General features: G+C 61.4%; 14 protein-coding genes. 10 read left to right on the forward strand and 4 right to left on the reverse strand.

Going from position 1 to position 15663, the window contains the following annotated elements:
* Window positions 1-12 precede the first annotated feature (12 nt).
* The gene (locus JTP94_RS24030) at window positions 13-1179 is read right to left on the reverse strand and encodes an efflux RND transporter periplasmic adaptor subunit (protein WP_204852922.1); all 1167 of its coding nucleotides are present in this window, start codon (window positions 1177-1179) and stop codon (window positions 13-15) included.
* 361 nt (window positions 1180-1540) lie between these two features.
* On the opposite strand from JTP94_RS24030, the gene JTP94_RS24035 reads away from it, so the two are divergent.
* The 5 genes from JTP94_RS24035 to JTP94_RS24055 all read left to right on the forward strand — a co-directional run bounded on the left by JTP94_RS24035 (window position 1541) and on the right by JTP94_RS24055 (window position 8105).
* Window positions 1541-4006, forward strand: a complete 2466-nt coding sequence (locus JTP94_RS24035; RefSeq protein WP_204852923.1) for an ATP-dependent helicase — start codon at window positions 1541-1543, stop codon at window positions 4004-4006.
* Between the two features lie 388 nt (window positions 4007-4394).
* Window positions 4395-4676: a GIY-YIG nuclease family protein gene (locus JTP94_RS24040; protein WP_204852924.1), complete on the forward strand. Its 282-nt coding sequence runs from the start codon at window positions 4395-4397 to the stop codon at window positions 4674-4676.
* A 242-nt stretch (window positions 4677-4918) separates the two neighbouring features.
* Window positions 4919-6202, forward strand: a complete 1284-nt coding sequence (locus JTP94_RS24045; RefSeq protein WP_409456624.1) for a sugar MFS transporter — start codon at window positions 4919-4921, stop codon at window positions 6200-6202.
* A 112-nt stretch (window positions 6203-6314) separates the two neighbouring features.
* Entirely contained in the window at window positions 6315-6938 is a 624-nt protein-coding gene (gene pncA / locus JTP94_RS24050) for a bifunctional nicotinamidase/pyrazinamidase (RefSeq protein WP_204852925.1), read from the forward strand.
* An 81-nt stretch (window positions 6939-7019) separates the two neighbouring features.
* Window positions 7020-8105: a glycosyltransferase family 1 protein gene (locus JTP94_RS24055; protein ID WP_204852926.1), complete on the forward strand. Its 1086-nt coding sequence runs from the start codon at window positions 7020-7022 to the stop codon at window positions 8103-8105.
* 51 nt (window positions 8106-8156) lie between these two features.
* Here the strand turns inward: JTP94_RS24055 and JTP94_RS24060 are convergent, their stop codons facing one another.
* Complete coding sequence (locus JTP94_RS24060) at window positions 8157-9554, reverse strand: hypothetical protein (RefSeq protein ID WP_204852927.1); 1398 nt, start codon at window positions 9552-9554, stop codon at window positions 8157-8159.
* A gap of 181 nt (window positions 9555-9735) precedes the next feature.
* Between JTP94_RS24060 and JTP94_RS24065 the strand changes: the two genes are divergently transcribed.
* The 3 genes from JTP94_RS24065 to panB all read left to right on the forward strand — a co-directional run bounded on the left by JTP94_RS24065 (window position 9736) and on the right by panB (window position 12089).
* Complete coding sequence (locus JTP94_RS24065; protein ID WP_246755210.1) at window positions 9736-10143, forward strand: DUF1801 domain-containing protein; 408 nt, start codon at window positions 9736-9738, stop codon at window positions 10141-10143.
* A gap of 247 nt (window positions 10144-10390) precedes the next feature.
* Window positions 10391-11266, forward strand: a complete 876-nt coding sequence (panC, locus tag JTP94_RS24070; RefSeq protein WP_204852928.1) for a pantoate--beta-alanine ligase — start codon at window positions 10391-10393, stop codon at window positions 11264-11266.
* Between the two features lies 1 nt (window position 11267).
* Window positions 11268-12089, forward strand: coding sequence for a 3-methyl-2-oxobutanoate hydroxymethyltransferase (gene panB / locus JTP94_RS24075; protein ID WP_204852929.1), 822 nt, complete (start codon window positions 11268-11270; stop codon window positions 12087-12089).
* Window positions 12090-12097: 8 nt separating this feature from the next.
* On the opposite strand, the gene JTP94_RS24080 is transcribed toward panB, so the two are convergent.
* Window positions 12098-12349 carry a DUF2164 domain-containing protein gene (locus JTP94_RS24080; RefSeq protein ID WP_204852930.1) on the reverse strand — a complete coding sequence of 84 codons (252 nt, stop codon included), beginning with the start codon at window positions 12347-12349 and terminating at the stop codon, window positions 12098-12100.
* A gap of 234 nt (window positions 12350-12583) precedes the next feature.
* Between JTP94_RS24080 and JTP94_RS24085 the strand changes: the two genes are divergently transcribed.
* Window positions 12584-13306 (forward strand): AzlC family ABC transporter permease, encoded by a 723-nt coding sequence (locus tag JTP94_RS24085; protein ID WP_204852931.1) that lies wholly within the window; start codon window positions 12584-12586, stop codon window positions 13304-13306.
* Window positions 13307-13308: 2 nt separating this feature from the next.
* Window positions 13309-13620: an AzlD family protein gene (locus tag JTP94_RS24090; protein WP_204852932.1), complete on the forward strand. Its 312-nt coding sequence runs from the start codon at window positions 13309-13311 to the stop codon at window positions 13618-13620.
* A 53-nt stretch (window positions 13621-13673) separates the two neighbouring features.
* On the opposite strand, the gene JTP94_RS24095 is transcribed toward JTP94_RS24090, so the two are convergent.
* Window positions 13674-15509: an aminopeptidase P family protein gene (locus JTP94_RS24095; RefSeq protein ID WP_204852933.1), complete on the reverse strand. Its 1836-nt coding sequence runs from the start codon at window positions 15507-15509 to the stop codon at window positions 13674-13676.
* Between the last annotated feature and the right edge of the window lie 154 nt (window positions 15510-15663).

The raw sequence follows: 15663 nt of genomic DNA on the forward strand, positions 1-15663 counted from the left end.
CGCCATGCTCCGTCATTGCGTGATGACCTCGGTGGCCTGGGCGACATCGCGCGCAAAGCGAACGTCGCCGCCTTCAGTCACTCGCTGCAATCCTTCGATGACGATGAGATCGCCATCGCGAAGATCGCCCCTGACCAGCACGGCATCCAGATTGCGCTGTACGATGCTAATACGCACCTTCGAGGATTTGCCGTCGGTAACGCGCCATACATGCGCGCCCTCTCCATCCCACTGCACGGCAAGCGGATCGACGGAGGGATAGGTTTCGCCGGAGAAGCGCATGCCGACATTGAAGGACATGCCGGCCCGCAGCTCATCGGAAGCATTGTCGATGCGGGCGCGCACGCGCAGGGTCCGGCTGGCGCCATCGATACGATTGTCCACCGCCTCGACCGCGCCGGCAAAGGCGCGCCCCGGCAGCGCGACCGATGTCGCTTCCACCGGCTGATCGACCTTGACCGTATTGGCGAAGCGCTCCGGCACCCAATAGTCCACCAGGATCTCGGAGCGATCGTCCAGCGTCACGATGCTGGTCGTCGTCGTCACATTGTCGCCGACCACGACCGGCACGATGCCGACGATGCCGTCTATCGGCGCAACGACATCGCGGCGCTTCAGAGCGAGTTCCGCCGATTGCAGCGCCAGCTTGGCGCCCTGCTCGACGATCTCGGCATCGAAGACATCCATGCGCGACACGCTGGACTTGATATTGCGATAGAGCTGGGATTTTTCGGAGGCACTCCTCAGCGCCACTTCCGCCTGGCCGCGAGCGATAATCTGTTCGTCATCGTCGAGACGCGCCAGCACCTGCCCCTGCTTTACCCGGTCGCCGGACTTGATGAGGATTTCCCTGATCGTGCCCGCCGCCTGCGGCATGACGACGACCGAACGGATGGCATCGCCGGTGCCGATCGCGCTGAGGCGGTCATTGACGATGCCGCCGACCACCCGCTCCGTGACGACGAGCGGCACATTCTGGCCGCGCCGCGCGCCGCCGTTTGCAGCACTAGCCTGCTTCTCGCCATTGTCGCTCTTGCCCGGCGCAACAACCGCCACCACGGCTTCGGGAGCGCCAGCTCCCCGCAACAGGCCGGCTACGCCCGGCACGAAGGCCACGGCGGCGGCGATACCTGCCACCAGCAAGAAAAAACACAGGGAAAGCTGCTTCCAGGCGGTCATGCACGTCTCCGGCTCGTTGTGTCAGAGGCGATGAAATCGCGTCGTCGGTTCTTTAATGGCCTCATCTCGTCAAGCGCACTTACTGAGGCCAAGTTCGGGTTGGTAGCGATATAACGCACGATTGTGCCCGATTTGCTGCAATATCGTTTTTTTGAGCATATGCGGCAAGCTTTGCCACAGATTATGACAAAGTTGTAATCTTGGCGCCGACAACGAGGCGTTTTATTTGCGCTCTCAGGTCTCTGTTCAGAGAGGGAAATGGCCTTCTCATTCCCTTTTTTTGCCTGTGAATGTGCACTTTTTGTTCTGTTTTCAGCCCGTTTCTTTTGCCTTTCGGGGTAGAATCATTACATTGGGCCGTATGACCATCGGACATGACGACATTCCCTTCTTTGACGAGGAGCCGGAGCACCTGGCACCGCGCCGTTCTGCGCCGGATGCAAGCAGCATTGGCGGCGGCATTGCGGCCCGCGCCATGGCGGCGCGCGACAGCCACCGCCGGCCGGACTATCTGGCAGGCCTCAATCCGGAGCAGACGGAAGCGGTGGAAACGCTTGATGGACCCGTTCTGGTGCTTGCCGGCGCTGGCACCGGCAAGACGCGCGTGCTCACGACCCGCATCGCCCATATCCTCTCCACCAATCGCGCCTTCCCCAGCCAGATCCTCGCCGTCACCTTCACCAACAAGGCGGCGCGCGAGATGAAGGAACGTGTCGCCCTGCTCGTCGGCGGCGCTGTCGAGGGCATGCCCTGGCTCGGCACCTTCCACTCGATCGGCGTCAAGCTGCTGCGCCGTCATGCCGAACTGATCGGCCTTACCTCCAGCTTCACCATTCTCGACACCGACGACGTCATCCGCCTGATCAAGCAGCTGATCCAGGCGGAAGGCATCGACGACAAGCGCTGGCCGGCCAAGCAATTCGCCGGCATGATCGACACCTGGAAGAACAAGGGTCTTGGCCCCGCCGAGATTCCCGAGGGCGACGCCCGCGCCTTTGCCAACGGCAAGGGCCGCGAACTCTATGCCGCCTATCAGAACCGCCTGAAGACGCTGAACGCCTGCGACTTCGGCGACCTTTTACTGCATCCGATCAATATGTTCCGGCAGAATCCTGATATATTGAAGGATTATCACCAGCGATTCCGCTACATCCTCGTCGACGAGTATCAGGATACCAACACGGCGCAATATATGTGGCTTCGCCTTTTGGCGCAGCGACCAAAGGGCGAGTTGCAGAACGTCTGCTGCGTCGGCGACGACGACCAGTCGATCTATGGCTGGCGCGGCGCGGAAGTGGACAATATCCTGCGCTTCGAAAAGGACTTTCCCGGCGCCAAGGTGATCAAGCTCGAGCGCAACTACCGCTCCACCGAACATATCCTCGGGGCTGCCGCGCATCTGATCGCCCACAATGAAGGCCGGCTCGGCAAGACGCTGTTCACCGACCGTTCCGATCCCGACGACATCAAGGTGCAGGTGCATGCTTCCTGGGATTCCGAGGAGGAAGCCCGCGCCATCGGCGAGGAGATCGAGCAGCTTCAGCGCAACAAACACAAGCTGAACGACATGGCGATCCTGGTGCGCGCCTCCTTCCAGATGCGCGAATTCGAAGACCGTTTCGTCACGCTCGGCCTGAACTACCGCGTCGTCGGCGGCCCTCGCTTCTACGAGCGCCTCGAAATCCGCGACGCCATGGCCTATTTCCGCCTCGTCTGCCAGCCGGCCGACGATCTCGCCTTCGAGCGCATCGTCAACACGCCGAAGCGCGGCCTCGGCGACACCACCGTGCGCGCGCTGCATGATTATGCCCGCGTCCGCAACATCCCGATGCTGGCGGCATCAGCCGACATCGTCGAGACCGACGAGATGAAGCCGAAGCCGCGCAAGGCGCTGTTCGACGTCGTGCAATCCTTCCGCCGCTGGCAGGGCCTGCTCGAAAATACGCCGCACACTGAACTTGCCGAGCAGATTCTCGAAGAGTCCGGCTACACGGACATGTGGAAGAACGACAAATCGGCAGAAGCGCCCGGACGACTTGAAAACCTGAAGGAACTCATCCGCTCGATGGACAGCTTCGAATCCATGCGCGGCTTCCTCGAACACGTCGCCCTCGTCATGGATGTCGAGCAGAACGAAAATCTCGACGCCGTCTCGATCATGACGCTGCACTCGGCCAAGGGCCTGGAATTCGACACCGTCTTCCTGCCCGGCTGGGAGGAAGGCCTGTTTCCGCATCAGCGCTCGCTCGACGAGAGCGGCCGGGCGGGCCTCGAGGAAGAACGCCGCCTCGCCTATGTCGGCCTCACCCGCGCCAAGCATCGCTGCCATATCTGGTTCGTCTCCAACCGCCGTATCCACGGCCTATGGCAATCGACCATCCCTTCCCGCTTCCTAGACGAGCTGCCGGTCACCCATGTCGAGGTCGCCGAAGTGGAGCAATCCTACGGCGGTTACGGCCGCGGCGGCTATGGCCAGTCGCGCTTCGACAAGGCCGAGCCCTTCGCCAATTCCTATTCCACCCCCGGCTGGAAACGCGCCCAGGCGAACCGCAACGACGCCACCCGCGACAACTGGGGCAGCCGCTCCGGCCACGCCGTCGAACGCATCGGCTACGGCGAAAGCGGCCCGAAGGTGCGCACAATCGACGGCGAGCTGGTGGCCAAATCCACCTCCTCCGAACCCTCAAAATTCGCCATCGGCGACCGCGTCTTCCACATCAAGTTCGGCAACGGCAATATCGCGGAGATAGAGGGCAACAAACTAACGATCGAATTCGATCGCGCCGGGCAGAAGCGCGTGCTGGATGGGTTCGTCGAGCGGGTGTGATCACCTAGATCATCTGGTTTGGGACCAGAGGCGCACACTAGTGCGAAGGCCTACGCCAATACAAAGCGAAGCCTTGGACTCACTGTAGGGCTCCTCATCTCCCCGCCCCTCCGTCATCCTCGGGCTTGACCCGAGGATCTACGCACAAGCGTTCTGATCGGACGCATTGTGCCCACTAGAACCACGGGCGCATCACAGGTGGCGGCGAAAGACAGAAGGCTGTCAGCTTGCCAATAACATGTCCACAAACAACAAGGCCTGTGTTTGGATCCTCGGGTCAAGCCCGAGGATGACGGAATGTGGGGGTATGCCACGGTGGCAAACGCAGACGCCGTCCCGGCCACCTTTGGCTCCGGACGACCAAGATCTCCGTTAGCATCGTACACGCATGGGTGGATATACCTACATCATCACCAATAAGCGGGGCACTTTGTACATCGGCGTCACCTCCGATCTTGAACGCCGCATCTACGAGCATCGCGAGGGTCTGACACCCGGATTCGCATGGAAGTATGGGTGCACGCGATCGGTCTGGTATGAAGACCACGCCGGCATCGTTTCAGCCATACAGCGGGAAAAATCTCTGAAGCGCTGGTATCGCCAGTGGAAAATCGAGTTGATCGAGAAAATGAATCCAGATTGGCGTGATCTATATTTCGAACTGTGGTGACATCTGCATCAACCAGCCCGCCTCCCCTCCTCAACACCCTATCCTGATAGCCGCATTGCTGCATTGCAAAATCCGCATCGCTAGCACGCTACCAATCTCGGACCAATCCCTTATATCGAGTCAAGCGGCTTCGAGTCAGCGCGCCTCCCGCGATGTCTCGGCAAGCCGTTGCCAGCCTGCCGTCCGGCACACCTACAGGGCCCCACCCTCGTCTGGCAAAAACAAAAATCGAGGATAAAAAAGTGGCTGGCATAGCAACACGCTCTGCGCCCACGAGCGCCGGTGCATCCGCACATCAAGGCCAGGGCAATTACCAATTCGCGCTTATCGCACTCACCTCACTCTTTTTCATGTGGGGTTTCATCACCTGCCTGAACGACATTCTGGTGCCGCACCTGAAAAGCGTCTTTCAGCTCAACTATACGCAATCGATGCTGATCCAACTCTGCTTCTTCGGCGCGTACTTCATCGTATCGCTGCCGGCAGGAGCGCTTGTGAAGCGCATCAGCTATAAATGGGGCATCGTCGTCGGCCTCGTCATCGCCGCGATCGGCTGCGCCCTGTTCATCCCGGCCGCAAGCTACCGCGTCTATGTCCTATTCCTCGGCGCCCTCTTCGTGCTCGCCACCGGCGTCACCATCCTGCAGGTCGCGGCCAATCCTTATGTCACCGTGCTTGGCCCGCCGGATACCGCCGCAAGCCGCCTCAATCTCACCCAGGCGTTCAATTCGCTCGGCACCACGCTTGCCCCTTGGTTTGGCGCCATGCTGATCCTCTCGGCCGCGACCGTTGCCGTCGCCAATGCAACGCCGGAGCAGCTCGATGCCATCAGGCTTACAGAGGCCGGAGCGGTGAAACTCCCCTACCTCATGCTTGCAGCGGCTTTCCTTCTGCTTGCCGCCATTTTCGCGGCGCTGAAGCTGCCGCAGGTCGAAGATGAGGAAACGGTCGAGCCCATGCGCGGCGGCGGTTCGGCCTGGCAGTATCGCCACCTCGTCCTCGGCGCTGTCGGCATCTTCCTCTATGTCGGCGCCGAAGTCAGCATCGGCAGCTTCCTTGTTAATTTCCTGAGCCAGCCTGATATCGCCCATTTCTCCGAGTCCGAAGCCGCTCACTACGTCTCCTATTTCTGGGGCGGCGCGATGATCGGCCGATTCATCGGCTCGCTGGTCATGCGCCATGTCGACGACGGCAAGGCGCTGGCCTTCAATGCCATTATCGTCGCCATCCTGCTTCTGGTGACCGTGCTCACGACCGGCCATGTCGCCATGTGGTCAGTGCTGGCGATCGGCCTCTTCAACTCGATCATGTTTCCGACGATCTTCAGCCTGGCGCTGCATGGTCTCGGTAAATACACCAGCCAGGGCTCGGGCATCCTGTGCCTCGCCATTGTCGGCGGCGCCATCCTGCCGATGATCCAGGGCGGACTTGCCGACACCATCGGCATCCATCTCGCCTTCCTGATGCCGATCATCTGCTACATCTATATCGCCTTCTACGGCCTCAAGGGCCACAAGCCCGCATAAGCCCTTGCAAACCATTGCGCCTCGTCCGGTCCGCCGGCGGGGCGCAAAAGGCTTGATCCGAAGCCCGTCACTTGGCATCGTGCAGTGCAACAGAGACGGAAGGACAGGCCTCATGAAAGCACTGCTGCTCATCGACATCCAGAACGGCTTCTGCCCCGACGGCAATCTTCCGGTGCCGGATGGCGATCAGGTGGTGCCTGTTGCCAACGCGCTCATCGACAGCGGCAGATACGACCTGATTGTGGCATCGCAGGACTGGCATCCAGCCGGTCACGGCAGCTTCGCCTCCGCCCATCCCGGAAAGAAGCCTTTCGAGATGGGCATGCTTTCGGGCAAGCCGCAGATGATGTGGCCAGACCACTGCGTTCAGAATACCGAGGACGCCATGTTCCACCCCGATCTCAACGCCTCCGGCATCGATTTCGTCCAGCAGAAGGGGCAGAATCCGGCCGTCGACAGCTATTCCGCCTTTCGCGACAACGATCAGGCAGCGCTCACCGGCCTTGCCGCATATCTGCGCGCCGAAGGGGTGACTGCGCTCGATCTCTGCGGGCTGGCGACGGATTACTGCGTGAAGTTCTCCGCGCTCGACGCGGTCGAGATGCTGCCGGGTGTCACCGTCCGCTTCATCGAGGATGCGAGCCGCGGTATCGATCCGGCCGGCGTAAAGGCGGCGATCGACGAAATGCGCACGCGTGGCGTCACTATTATCGGCAGCCAGGATGCGCTTGCCTAAAATCGCGACGGCCCGGCTAAACCTTCTCTAAGGAAAATGATGCAAGCTGTTCCCGATCAATGAGATATCGGGATTTTTCGCGTGCAGTCGATCATCATCAACGGGCGTTTTCTCGGCCAGCCTCTGTCCGGCGTACAGCGCTTTGCGCGCGAACTCACGCTGGCGCTCGACCGCAAGATCTCCGCCGGCAACGTACCCGCCGCATTGAAGGGTGCAAGCTGGCGGCTGGCCGTCCCGCGCCACACCCCTGTCGACCTTGGGCTTTCCGCCATAGTGATCGATTCCTTCGGCTCCGGCCCCGGCCATGTCTGGGAGCAGACGGCGCTGCTTGCGCGTTCGCGCGGCGGCCGGCTGATCGGCTTCGGCGGCAGCGGCCCTCTCCTGCACCGCCGCCAGGCCGTCGTCATCCACGACGTAACGATCTTCCGGCACCCCAAATCCTTCAAGCGCAGCTACCGCCTGCTGCATAGCGCACTCGGCACGGTACTAACCCGCACCGCCAAGATCGGCACGGTCTCGGAGTTTTCACGTCAAGAGCTTGCCTCCGTCTTCCGCGTCCCCTCCGGCGGGATCGATGTCGTCTACAACGCTGTCGATCATTTCGCCGCGATCGAGCCGGATGAGACCATCGTCCAACGCCTCGGGCTGCAGACCAACGGTTTCTTCCTGCTTGTCGGCACGATGAAGCCGAACAAGAATCTCGATTTTGCCATGCGCGCCTTCGAGGCGCTCGGCGACGAAAGCCAGAAGCTCGTGGTTGTCGGCGGCACTGCGCCGACCGTGTTCAAATCGGATGGTCCGCAGTCGAGCGATCGCCTGCTCTTTCCCGGGCGGCTCAGCGATGCAGAGATCGCCGCACTGGAGCGTCACGCCACCGCCTTTGTCTTTCCGAGCCTCTATGAAGGCTTCGGCATCCCTCCTCTGGAGGCCATGACGCAGGGCTGCCCGGTGCTCGCGGCCGATATTCCCGCCGTGCGTGAAGCCTCCGGCGACGCCGCGCTCTATTTCGATCCGACCAAGCAGGACGAGCTTATTGCCGCCATGCGAAGGATTGCCGAGGACAGCGCCCTGCGCGAGAACCTGCGTCGACGCGGCCGAGAAAACGTCGCCCGCTTCTCCTGGGACCACAGCGCCGACCGTGTGCTCTCGATGCTGGAAGATCTTTGAGCGCGAAGAGCATTTCCAGGAAAACCGCTACGCACTTTTCCTGAAACTGCTCTAGGACCGGGCTCTCGGCCGGAACATCGTGACAAAATAGCTGTAAAGTCCGAGCAGGCAGAAGAGCGCACCACCGATCACGCCCGCTGAGACCGATATCCAGAGCGAATAGGTGAAGCCCGCAGTCGCAAGCACCGGCACGGCCAGGCCGACGGCGGAGAGCAAGACCGGCTGCCAGACAAAATCGAAGGGCAGCGATATCAGCACCTTCACGCCGACCGCCATCGCAATCATCGCCCCGATCATGCCGCCGGCCATCAGGGCCGCATCGCCGAAGGAGCCGAGATAGCCGCCCGCCAGCGTCCCGGCACTCAACAGCACGCAGTCGATCGCAGCGAGCAGGAAAATCGCCAGTAGCCGATGCTGCAGATGCGCCGGCGTCGGCAGCATGTTGAGTGTCAGGGCGCGGCACACTGCAAGGCCGGTCACGAAGGGCGCCGCCACGAGAAACTCGTTGCGCAGGCCGGCGGAAATGACGAACTGCCCGATGGGCTGCAAGAGCGCGAAGATGCCGGCCGCCGTCATCAGGGTAAAGCCGGTCAGCAGCGAATAATAGTCGCCGAGCTGCTTTCTGAAAGCCGGTGTTGCGCCCTCGCGGTCATAGGTGGCAACCACATCGGGATACTGGATGGCCTGCAAGGCCGAAACGATCAGCACGAAGGGCCGTTGCAGCAGGTCGAGCGCCAACAGCGCGCCGGCAGCGCCTCCTGCTCCCAGCGCCGTCGTCAGGATCGACTTCAACGCCAATGGCGCCAGAATGCCGATAACCGACGCGCTGGCCGCGACGCTGCCATAGACGAAGTGCTTGCGGACCAGCGGCGGCTCGAAATGCGCCGCCTCGCGCAGACTGTTGCGCGTGAGGAACGCAGCCCAGATACCGTAGGCGACATAGCCGGCCAGCAGGCCGGCGACCGTGCAGGTGAAGTTCGGGGCGATGGCCGCACCGGCGAGCGTGCCGACCGCCAGAATGGTGGCGCGCGAACCCTGCAGGCGCGAGAAGGCGCGAAACTCCTTGCGGAAGCGCAGCATGGTGAGATGTAGATCGCTGCCGCCCTGAAAGATCGCGACCAGACCACCGAGCACGGCGACCTCGCCGGGCACGGAGAAGAATATCGAGGCGTACGCCGCGATCAGGCAGAACGCCGCGCATGACGAGAATTCGACGGTCAGCGCCTTGCGCTCCAATGCCTCGCTGCCGGGTGTCTGCCCAGGATAGAAACGGCTGCAGGCAAAACGGATCCATTCGAAACAGAAGATCGCCGCAAACTGGCTGATCGAGATGAAGAGCGAATAGGCAGCGTAATCAGCAGGAGCCAGCAGATGCGCGACCGCGATCAGCAGCCCGAAAGCCACCGCCGCCTGATAGAAATATGCCGCCAATGCCACGATCTTCGCCATGTGGGCAGCTAACAGCAAAAGATTGAGAAAAGCGCTAAGCTCGAAGGGATAATTCCGGAATGAGGCGGCAAGTGCCATCGACGGCGACGCGTCTGCAGCGGCAACTCTGAGCCGCAAGCAGACATTTAGCTCGCCCCGTGCTAAAGAACAGCCGTCATCACCAAAGAGCAGAGACGCCGTTTTGACGGAGCCTAAATTACTTGCAGGCGGCAACCCGCAAATACCCAAAGGCGAAGGCAATGTGCCTGTCCAGGCCTATATTGCAGCGATGCCCGGTTGGAAACAGCGCATCGGACGCGCCATCGACGACGTCATCGAACGCACCGTTCCCAACGTGAGAAAAGCGGTCAAATGGAACACGCCGTTATACGGCGTCGAAGGCCAGGGCTGGTTCCTCGGTTTCCATTGCTACGAGCGATATGTGAAAGTGACGTTCTTCCGCGGCGCATCGCTCGATCCGGTACCGCCGGGCCAGTCGAAGCAGAAAGAGGTTCGCTATCTCGATATCCACGAGGATGACCTGATCGACGACAGCAGTCTTTCAGACTGGATCAAGCAAGCGAGCAAATTGCCGGGCGAAAGGCTTTAGAACCGCCCTTCTCCTTCACCTCTGGCTTCGGTCCTCTGTAAAGAAGGATCGGATAGCTAGCGTAAAGCCGCAGACGATCGAACCCTAACGGCCACCAGGGCACGGGTTGCCGGAGACACGCTCCGGAGCCACAGGGGCCGATTGGCATTGAATTGCCTTTTTGCACTGCACACGTTAGAAGAGCCGCCAAATTCAAGGGATGGAAACGGGCGGTGGGGGACAGCGCGGCCTGCGGAGGAGTGCCACTATGGAGATCGTCAATACGATAGCCGCCTTGCGCGAACGGCTTGTCGTGCATCGCAGAGCCGGCAAGAGCATCGGCCTGGTGCCGACCATGGGCTACCTGCATGCCGGCCATTTGGAGCTGGTATCCCGTGCCAGGGCGGAAAACGATATCGTCGTCACCTCGATCTTCGTCAATCCGCTGCAGTTTGGCGCCAATGAGGATCTGGCGAAATATCCGCGCGATCTTGAGCGCGATAGCGCCATGCTGCGGAACGGCGGCGTCGATTTTCTCTTTGCGCCTGATGTGACCGATATGTATCCCCGGCCGATAGAAACGCTCGTCGATGTGCCGAATCTCGGCGCGGAGCTGGAAGGTGCGGTTCGCCCCGGTCACTTCGCCGGTGTCGCCACTGTCGTCACCAAGCTTTTCAATATCGTCCAGCCCGACAGCGCCTATTTCGGCGAAAAGGATTATCAGCAGGTGGCGATCATCCGCCGCATGGTCGAGGATCTGGCGCAGCCGGTTCGGGTCGTGCCGGTGCCGACCGTCCGCGATGCGGACGGACTGGCCTTGTCCTCGCGCAACGTCTACCTCTCGCAAGAAGAGCGTGCCGCCGCCGTCATCGTCCCGAAGGCATTGGCGGAAGCCGAAAGGCTTTACAATCTCGGCGCCGACGATCCCACCGCATTCGAGGAGGCCTTGCGCGCCTTCATCGAAAAGGAGCCGCTCGCAACCGCCGAAGTCGCCGCGGTTCGTCATCCCGATACGCTGGCGCATCTGACGAAACTGCAGGGCCAACCCGTGCTCGTCGCCCTGTTCGTGCGCATCGGCGCCACCCGCCTGCTCGACAACCGCGTGATCGGCCGCAAGCAGGCCGCCAGCGAAAAGGCCGCCTGAGATGAGCACTGTCGGACAGACCAAACGCATGACGCCCGCCGCCATCGAAGCGACGAAGGGCACGCGCCCGATCGTCAGCCTGACGGCCTATACGACGCCGATCGCCCGCCTGCTCGATCCGCATTGCGACCTGCTACTGGTCGGCGATTCCCTCGGCATGGTGCTCTACGGCATGGAGACAACAGTCGGCGTCACGCTGGACATGATGATTGCTCACGGCCAGGGCGTCATGCGCGGCGTCAAGCATGCCTGCGTCATCGTCGACCTGCCCTTCGGCTCCTATCAGGAATCGAAAGAGCAGGCCTTTCGCAATGCCGCACGAATCCTCAAAGAGACCGGCTGCGACGGCGTGAAGCTGGAAGGTGGCGAGGAAATGGCTGATACGATCGCTTTCCTCACGGCCCGCGGCATCCCCGTCTTCGGGCATATCGGGCTGATGCCGCAGCAGGTGAACACCACGGGCGGCTACCGCTCGCTCGGCCGCTCCGACAAGGAAGCCGACAAGATCCGGCGCGACGCCAAGGCGGTTGCCGATGCCGGCGCCTTCGCCGTGGTCGTCGAGGGCACCGTCGAGCCGCTTGCCCGCGAGATCACCGCCTCGATCAGCATCCCCACCATCGGCATCGGCGCATCCCCCGCCTGCGACGGCCAGATCCTCGTCTCCGACGACATGCTCGGCTTGTTCAACGATTTCAAGCCACGCTTCGTGAAGCATTTCGCGGAACTGGCCCCCATCATTTCAAAGGCGGCGGAAACCTATGCGGAAGAAGTAAAGGCACGGACGTTTCCCGGGCCGGAGCACACCTTCCAGCCGAAGAAATAGAGCCGGGTTCAGCTCTTGGCCGGCTCCTTCTCCAACAGGTAGATCGCCTCGCCGAAATCTTCCATCTTGCTCATCAGTGCTGCGTGCGCATCCCGCAGACCCTGATTGTAGTAGTGGTGGCCAATCTCGGCGGTGAAGAAATCGAGCAGGAATTCGGCGGGCAGCGTGCCGAGCATCTGGTCGAGCTCGTCGGCGAAATAGCGCTGAAGGCGCGCGATCATGGCTGCCTTCTCTTCCTTCTCAAAAGTGATCTTCTTCATACTCCGCGCCTCCCATTTTGCGAACAAGCCCAACAAGATGGATCAAGGGAATCAATTGATCCATCAAGTAAATTGAATTGCCGGCTCTTTGCACACAGCTTACAGCTCCGCCATTGAACAGCGCGCGGGAGCGGACACGCAAGGAGTGCGATCATATTTGTGATCAGCGCCTGGGGCTGTAAATCCACTATCCGGGATTACGCGCCGGGTTTTCCACGAAGGACAGAGCGGACTATGAGTCGCGCGGAGTTTTTTGACGGGTTGAAGGGTGGTATTCCCGTCGGCCTTGCAGCAGCGCCCTTCGGTGCCTTGTTTGGCGCTTTGGCGCGCGACCAGGGCATGTCGCTCGGCGAATTGACCCTGATGAGCGGCACTGTTTATGCCGGCGCCAGCCAGATGGTGGGGCTGGATCTCTTCGGCCACAACGTCCAGGCTTGGCTCATCGTGCTATCGATCCTGGCTGTGAACTTTCGCCATGTGCTCTATTCGGCGGCGATTGCCCGCTATATCAGGCACTTCTCCGCGGTCGAAAAATTCTTCACCTTCTTCCTGCTGGTCGATCCACAATTTGCCGAAACGGTGAAGCGGCACGAAAGCGGCAAAGCCGTGACCTTCGCCTGGTATTTCGGCTTTGCTGCAATGGTCTATGTTCCCTGGGTGCTGCTGAGCCTTGCCGGCGGTTTGCTCGGCAGTCTGATCGGCGATCCGAAATCCATCGGCCTCGATATCCTGCTGCCGATCTATTTCCTCGGCATCGTCATCGGTTTCCGCAAGCGCGACAACTTCTTGCCCGTCGTGGTGGCCAGCGCCGCCGCTTCGGCCGTCGCCTATCGCTATGTCGGCTCGCCCTGGCATGTCAGCATCGGAGCGCTCGCCGGCGTCGCCCTCGCTGCTATTCTGCCGCCGGTGAAGGCAAATCGTAAACCCGACCTCGTCCACGAAAACCACGAGGCCTGACCATGCTCGATTTCAATCCGCATATGGTCCTGCTGATCCTGGCCGCCGCCGTGGTGACCTTCCTCACGCGCATCGGCGGCTACATCCTCATTGTCAAGATGACCCGCATCCCGCCGCGTGTCGAGGCGGCGCTGAATGCAGTGCCTGCGGCGGTGTTGACGACCCTCGTCGCACCCGCCTTCTTCATCGGCGGCTGGGATATCAAGGTGGCGATGTTCGCCGCCCTTCTCGTGGGCTTGCGCTATTCCTCGACCTTCATGCTGGTCGCGGGATGGATCGTTGTAATGACTTGGCGGCATTTCATCGGCGCGTAAGACGCCGCAAGGCCATCCCGCCTTCACTCGGAAGCGGGATGGCATAGTGCGCATTAATGGTTGAGTTCGAGCGTCGCATTCTCCAGCCAGACCCGAATATCCGCATCATGGATCAGCGGCATCAGCGCTTCACGGGTCCTGGCGTGATACTCGTTCAGCCAATGCAGCTCCTCGTGCGTCAGCAGTTCCACGAGGACCAGGCTGCGGTCGATTGGGCAGAAGGTCAGCGTTTCGAAGCCCAGCATCGGCATATCACCGCCTTCGATCTCCTCCGGATCGCGGATATAGATCAGGTTTTCGATGCGGATGCCGAAATGGCCGGGGCGGTAGTAGCCGGGCTCGTTCGAGAGAATCATGCCGGGCAACAGCTCCTGCGTCGATAGCCGCGAGATGCGCTGCGGGCCTTCATGCACCGAGAGATAGGAGCCGACGCCATGGCCGGTGCCGTGGGCAAAATCGACGCCGGCCTTCCAGAGCGCGATGCGTGCCAGCGGGTCGAGATCGCAGCCGCGCGTGCCCTTCGGGAAGCGCGAAGTGCTGATGGCGATCATTCCCTTCAGAACCAGCGTGAAAAGACGCTTCTGCTCTTCGGGGACGGAGCCGACGCCGACCGTGCGGGTGATATCCGTGGTGCCGTTGATATATTGGGCGCCCGAATCGATCAGGAACAGCTCACCGGCCTGGATCAACCGGTCGCTCGCCGTCGTGACGCGATAATGCATGATCGCCGCATGCTCGCCGGCGCCCGAGATCGTATCGAAGGAAATGTCCTTCAGCGGGTTCTGCATGCTTTCGCCGACGCGGGCGCGGCAGGCTTCCAGCCGTTCGGCGGCGGTAATTTCCGTCACGGTGCCCGGCTTGGTGGTCTCCAGCCAGTAGAGGAATTCCACCATGGCCGCCCCGTCCTGCAGATGAGCTGCGGCGGATCCGTTGATCTCGGCGGCATTCTTGCAGGCGCGCGGGAGCTTGGCGGGATCATTGCCCTCGACGACCTCGCCACCCTCGCGACGGATGATATCGGTCAGTGCATAGGAGGCGAGGTCCGGATCGACCAGGATGCGCCCACCATTTGCAGCCGCGAGAGCCAGCCGCTTGACAAGATCGGACGGCGGCAGCTGCTTGCAGATCTGCGCCAGGTAGGCCTCGGCCTCGACCTTGGTCTTGCACTTGTCGAGGAAGAGCTCGGCCTCGCCCTCGGCATAGATGATGGCGCGTGCCAGCGGATGCGGTGTGTGCGGCACGTCGCTGCCGCGAATGTTGAAAATCCAGGCAACCGAGGACGGATCGGTGATCAGGGCCGCCTTGAGATTCTTTTCCCTCAGGCTGGCTGCGATCGTCGCAAGCTTGTCTCTCGCCAATATGCCGGCCTGGCCAATATCCTGAATGATGACGCCGCCGAGCGGCTCGGCAGGCCGGTCGCTCCAGAGCCTGTCGAGCGGGTTATGCGGCAAGAAGACCAACTTGCCGTCTATTTCGCCCAGCGCCTTCTCCAGCCGGCGGACTTCGGCGCCCGTATGCAGCCACGGATCGATGCCGAGCCGGAATCCCTTCTTTGCATTGCGCGGCAGCCAGACATGCGGCGGCTCTTTCACCAGGTCGCCGCCGGTAAAGACCGTGCGATCCACCTGCTCGGCGAGCTGCGTCACATAACGACCGTCCACGAAAACCACGGCCTGGCTGTGTGTCACAAGCGCAACACCTGCCGATCCAGTGAAGCCTGTGAGCCATGCCAGGCGCTCTGAGCATCTGGGCACGTACTCGCCTTGATACTCATCGGCCCGCGGCACGAGGAAGCCGTCAATGCCGAGATCGCCGAAAGCGGCACGCAAGCCAGTGACGCGTTCGCGGCCGAATTGCGGGGTGGAAGTGACGTCGAAAGACTGGAACATGGCTTAATCCGAGACTGGTGGGGAATCCGTGAAATTGAGTAGTGCCAGTATGTTAGAGCATGATTGCTGGAAGTGCGACGTGATTTTCAGGGGAGCGTGAAAACTGTCCGTGATGTGGCAATTCAAGCCTGCCGTGCCGCCAGAGTTGCCCTCG

This window comes from Martinezella lusitana, assembly GCF_016901135.1.
Classification (GTDB): Bacteria; Pseudomonadota; Alphaproteobacteria; order Rhizobiales; family Rhizobiaceae; genus Rhizobium; species Rhizobium lusitanum_D.

Coding starts and splice junctions, on each gene's coding strand:
- panC (WP_204852928.1), top strand. CDS start 10,391: ATGGAGATCGTCAATACGATAGCCGCCTTGCGCGAACGGCTTGTCGTG.
- JTP94_RS24095 (WP_204852933.1), bottom strand. CDS start 15,509: ATGTTCCAGTCTTTCGACGTCACTTCCACCCCGCAATTCGGCCGCGAA.
- JTP94_RS24030 (WP_204852922.1), bottom strand. CDS start 1,179: ATGACCGCCTGGAAGCAGCTTTCCCTGTGTTTTTTCTTGCTGGTGGCA.
- JTP94_RS24085 (WP_204852931.1), top strand. CDS start 12,584: ATGAGTCGCGCGGAGTTTTTTGACGGGTTGAAGGGTGGTATTCCCGTC.
- panB (WP_204852929.1), top strand. CDS start 11,268: ATGAGCACTGTCGGACAGACCAAACGCATGACGCCCGCCGCCATCGAA.
- JTP94_RS24040 (WP_204852924.1), top strand. CDS start 4,395: ATGGGTGGATATACCTACATCATCACCAATAAGCGGGGCACTTTGTAC.
- pncA (WP_204852925.1), top strand. CDS start 6,315: ATGAAAGCACTGCTGCTCATCGACATCCAGAACGGCTTCTGCCCCGAC.
- JTP94_RS24080 (WP_204852930.1), bottom strand. CDS start 12,349: ATGAAGAAGATCACTTTTGAGAAGGAAGAGAAGGCAGCCATGATCGCG.
- JTP94_RS24060 (WP_204852927.1), bottom strand. CDS start 9,554: ATGGCGAAGATCGTGGCATTGGCGGCATATTTCTATCAGGCGGCGGTG.
- JTP94_RS24035 (WP_204852923.1), top strand. CDS start 1,541: ATGACCATCGGACATGACGACATTCCCTTCTTTGACGAGGAGCCGGAG.
- JTP94_RS24090 (WP_204852932.1), top strand. CDS start 13,309: ATGCTCGATTTCAATCCGCATATGGTCCTGCTGATCCTGGCCGCCGCC.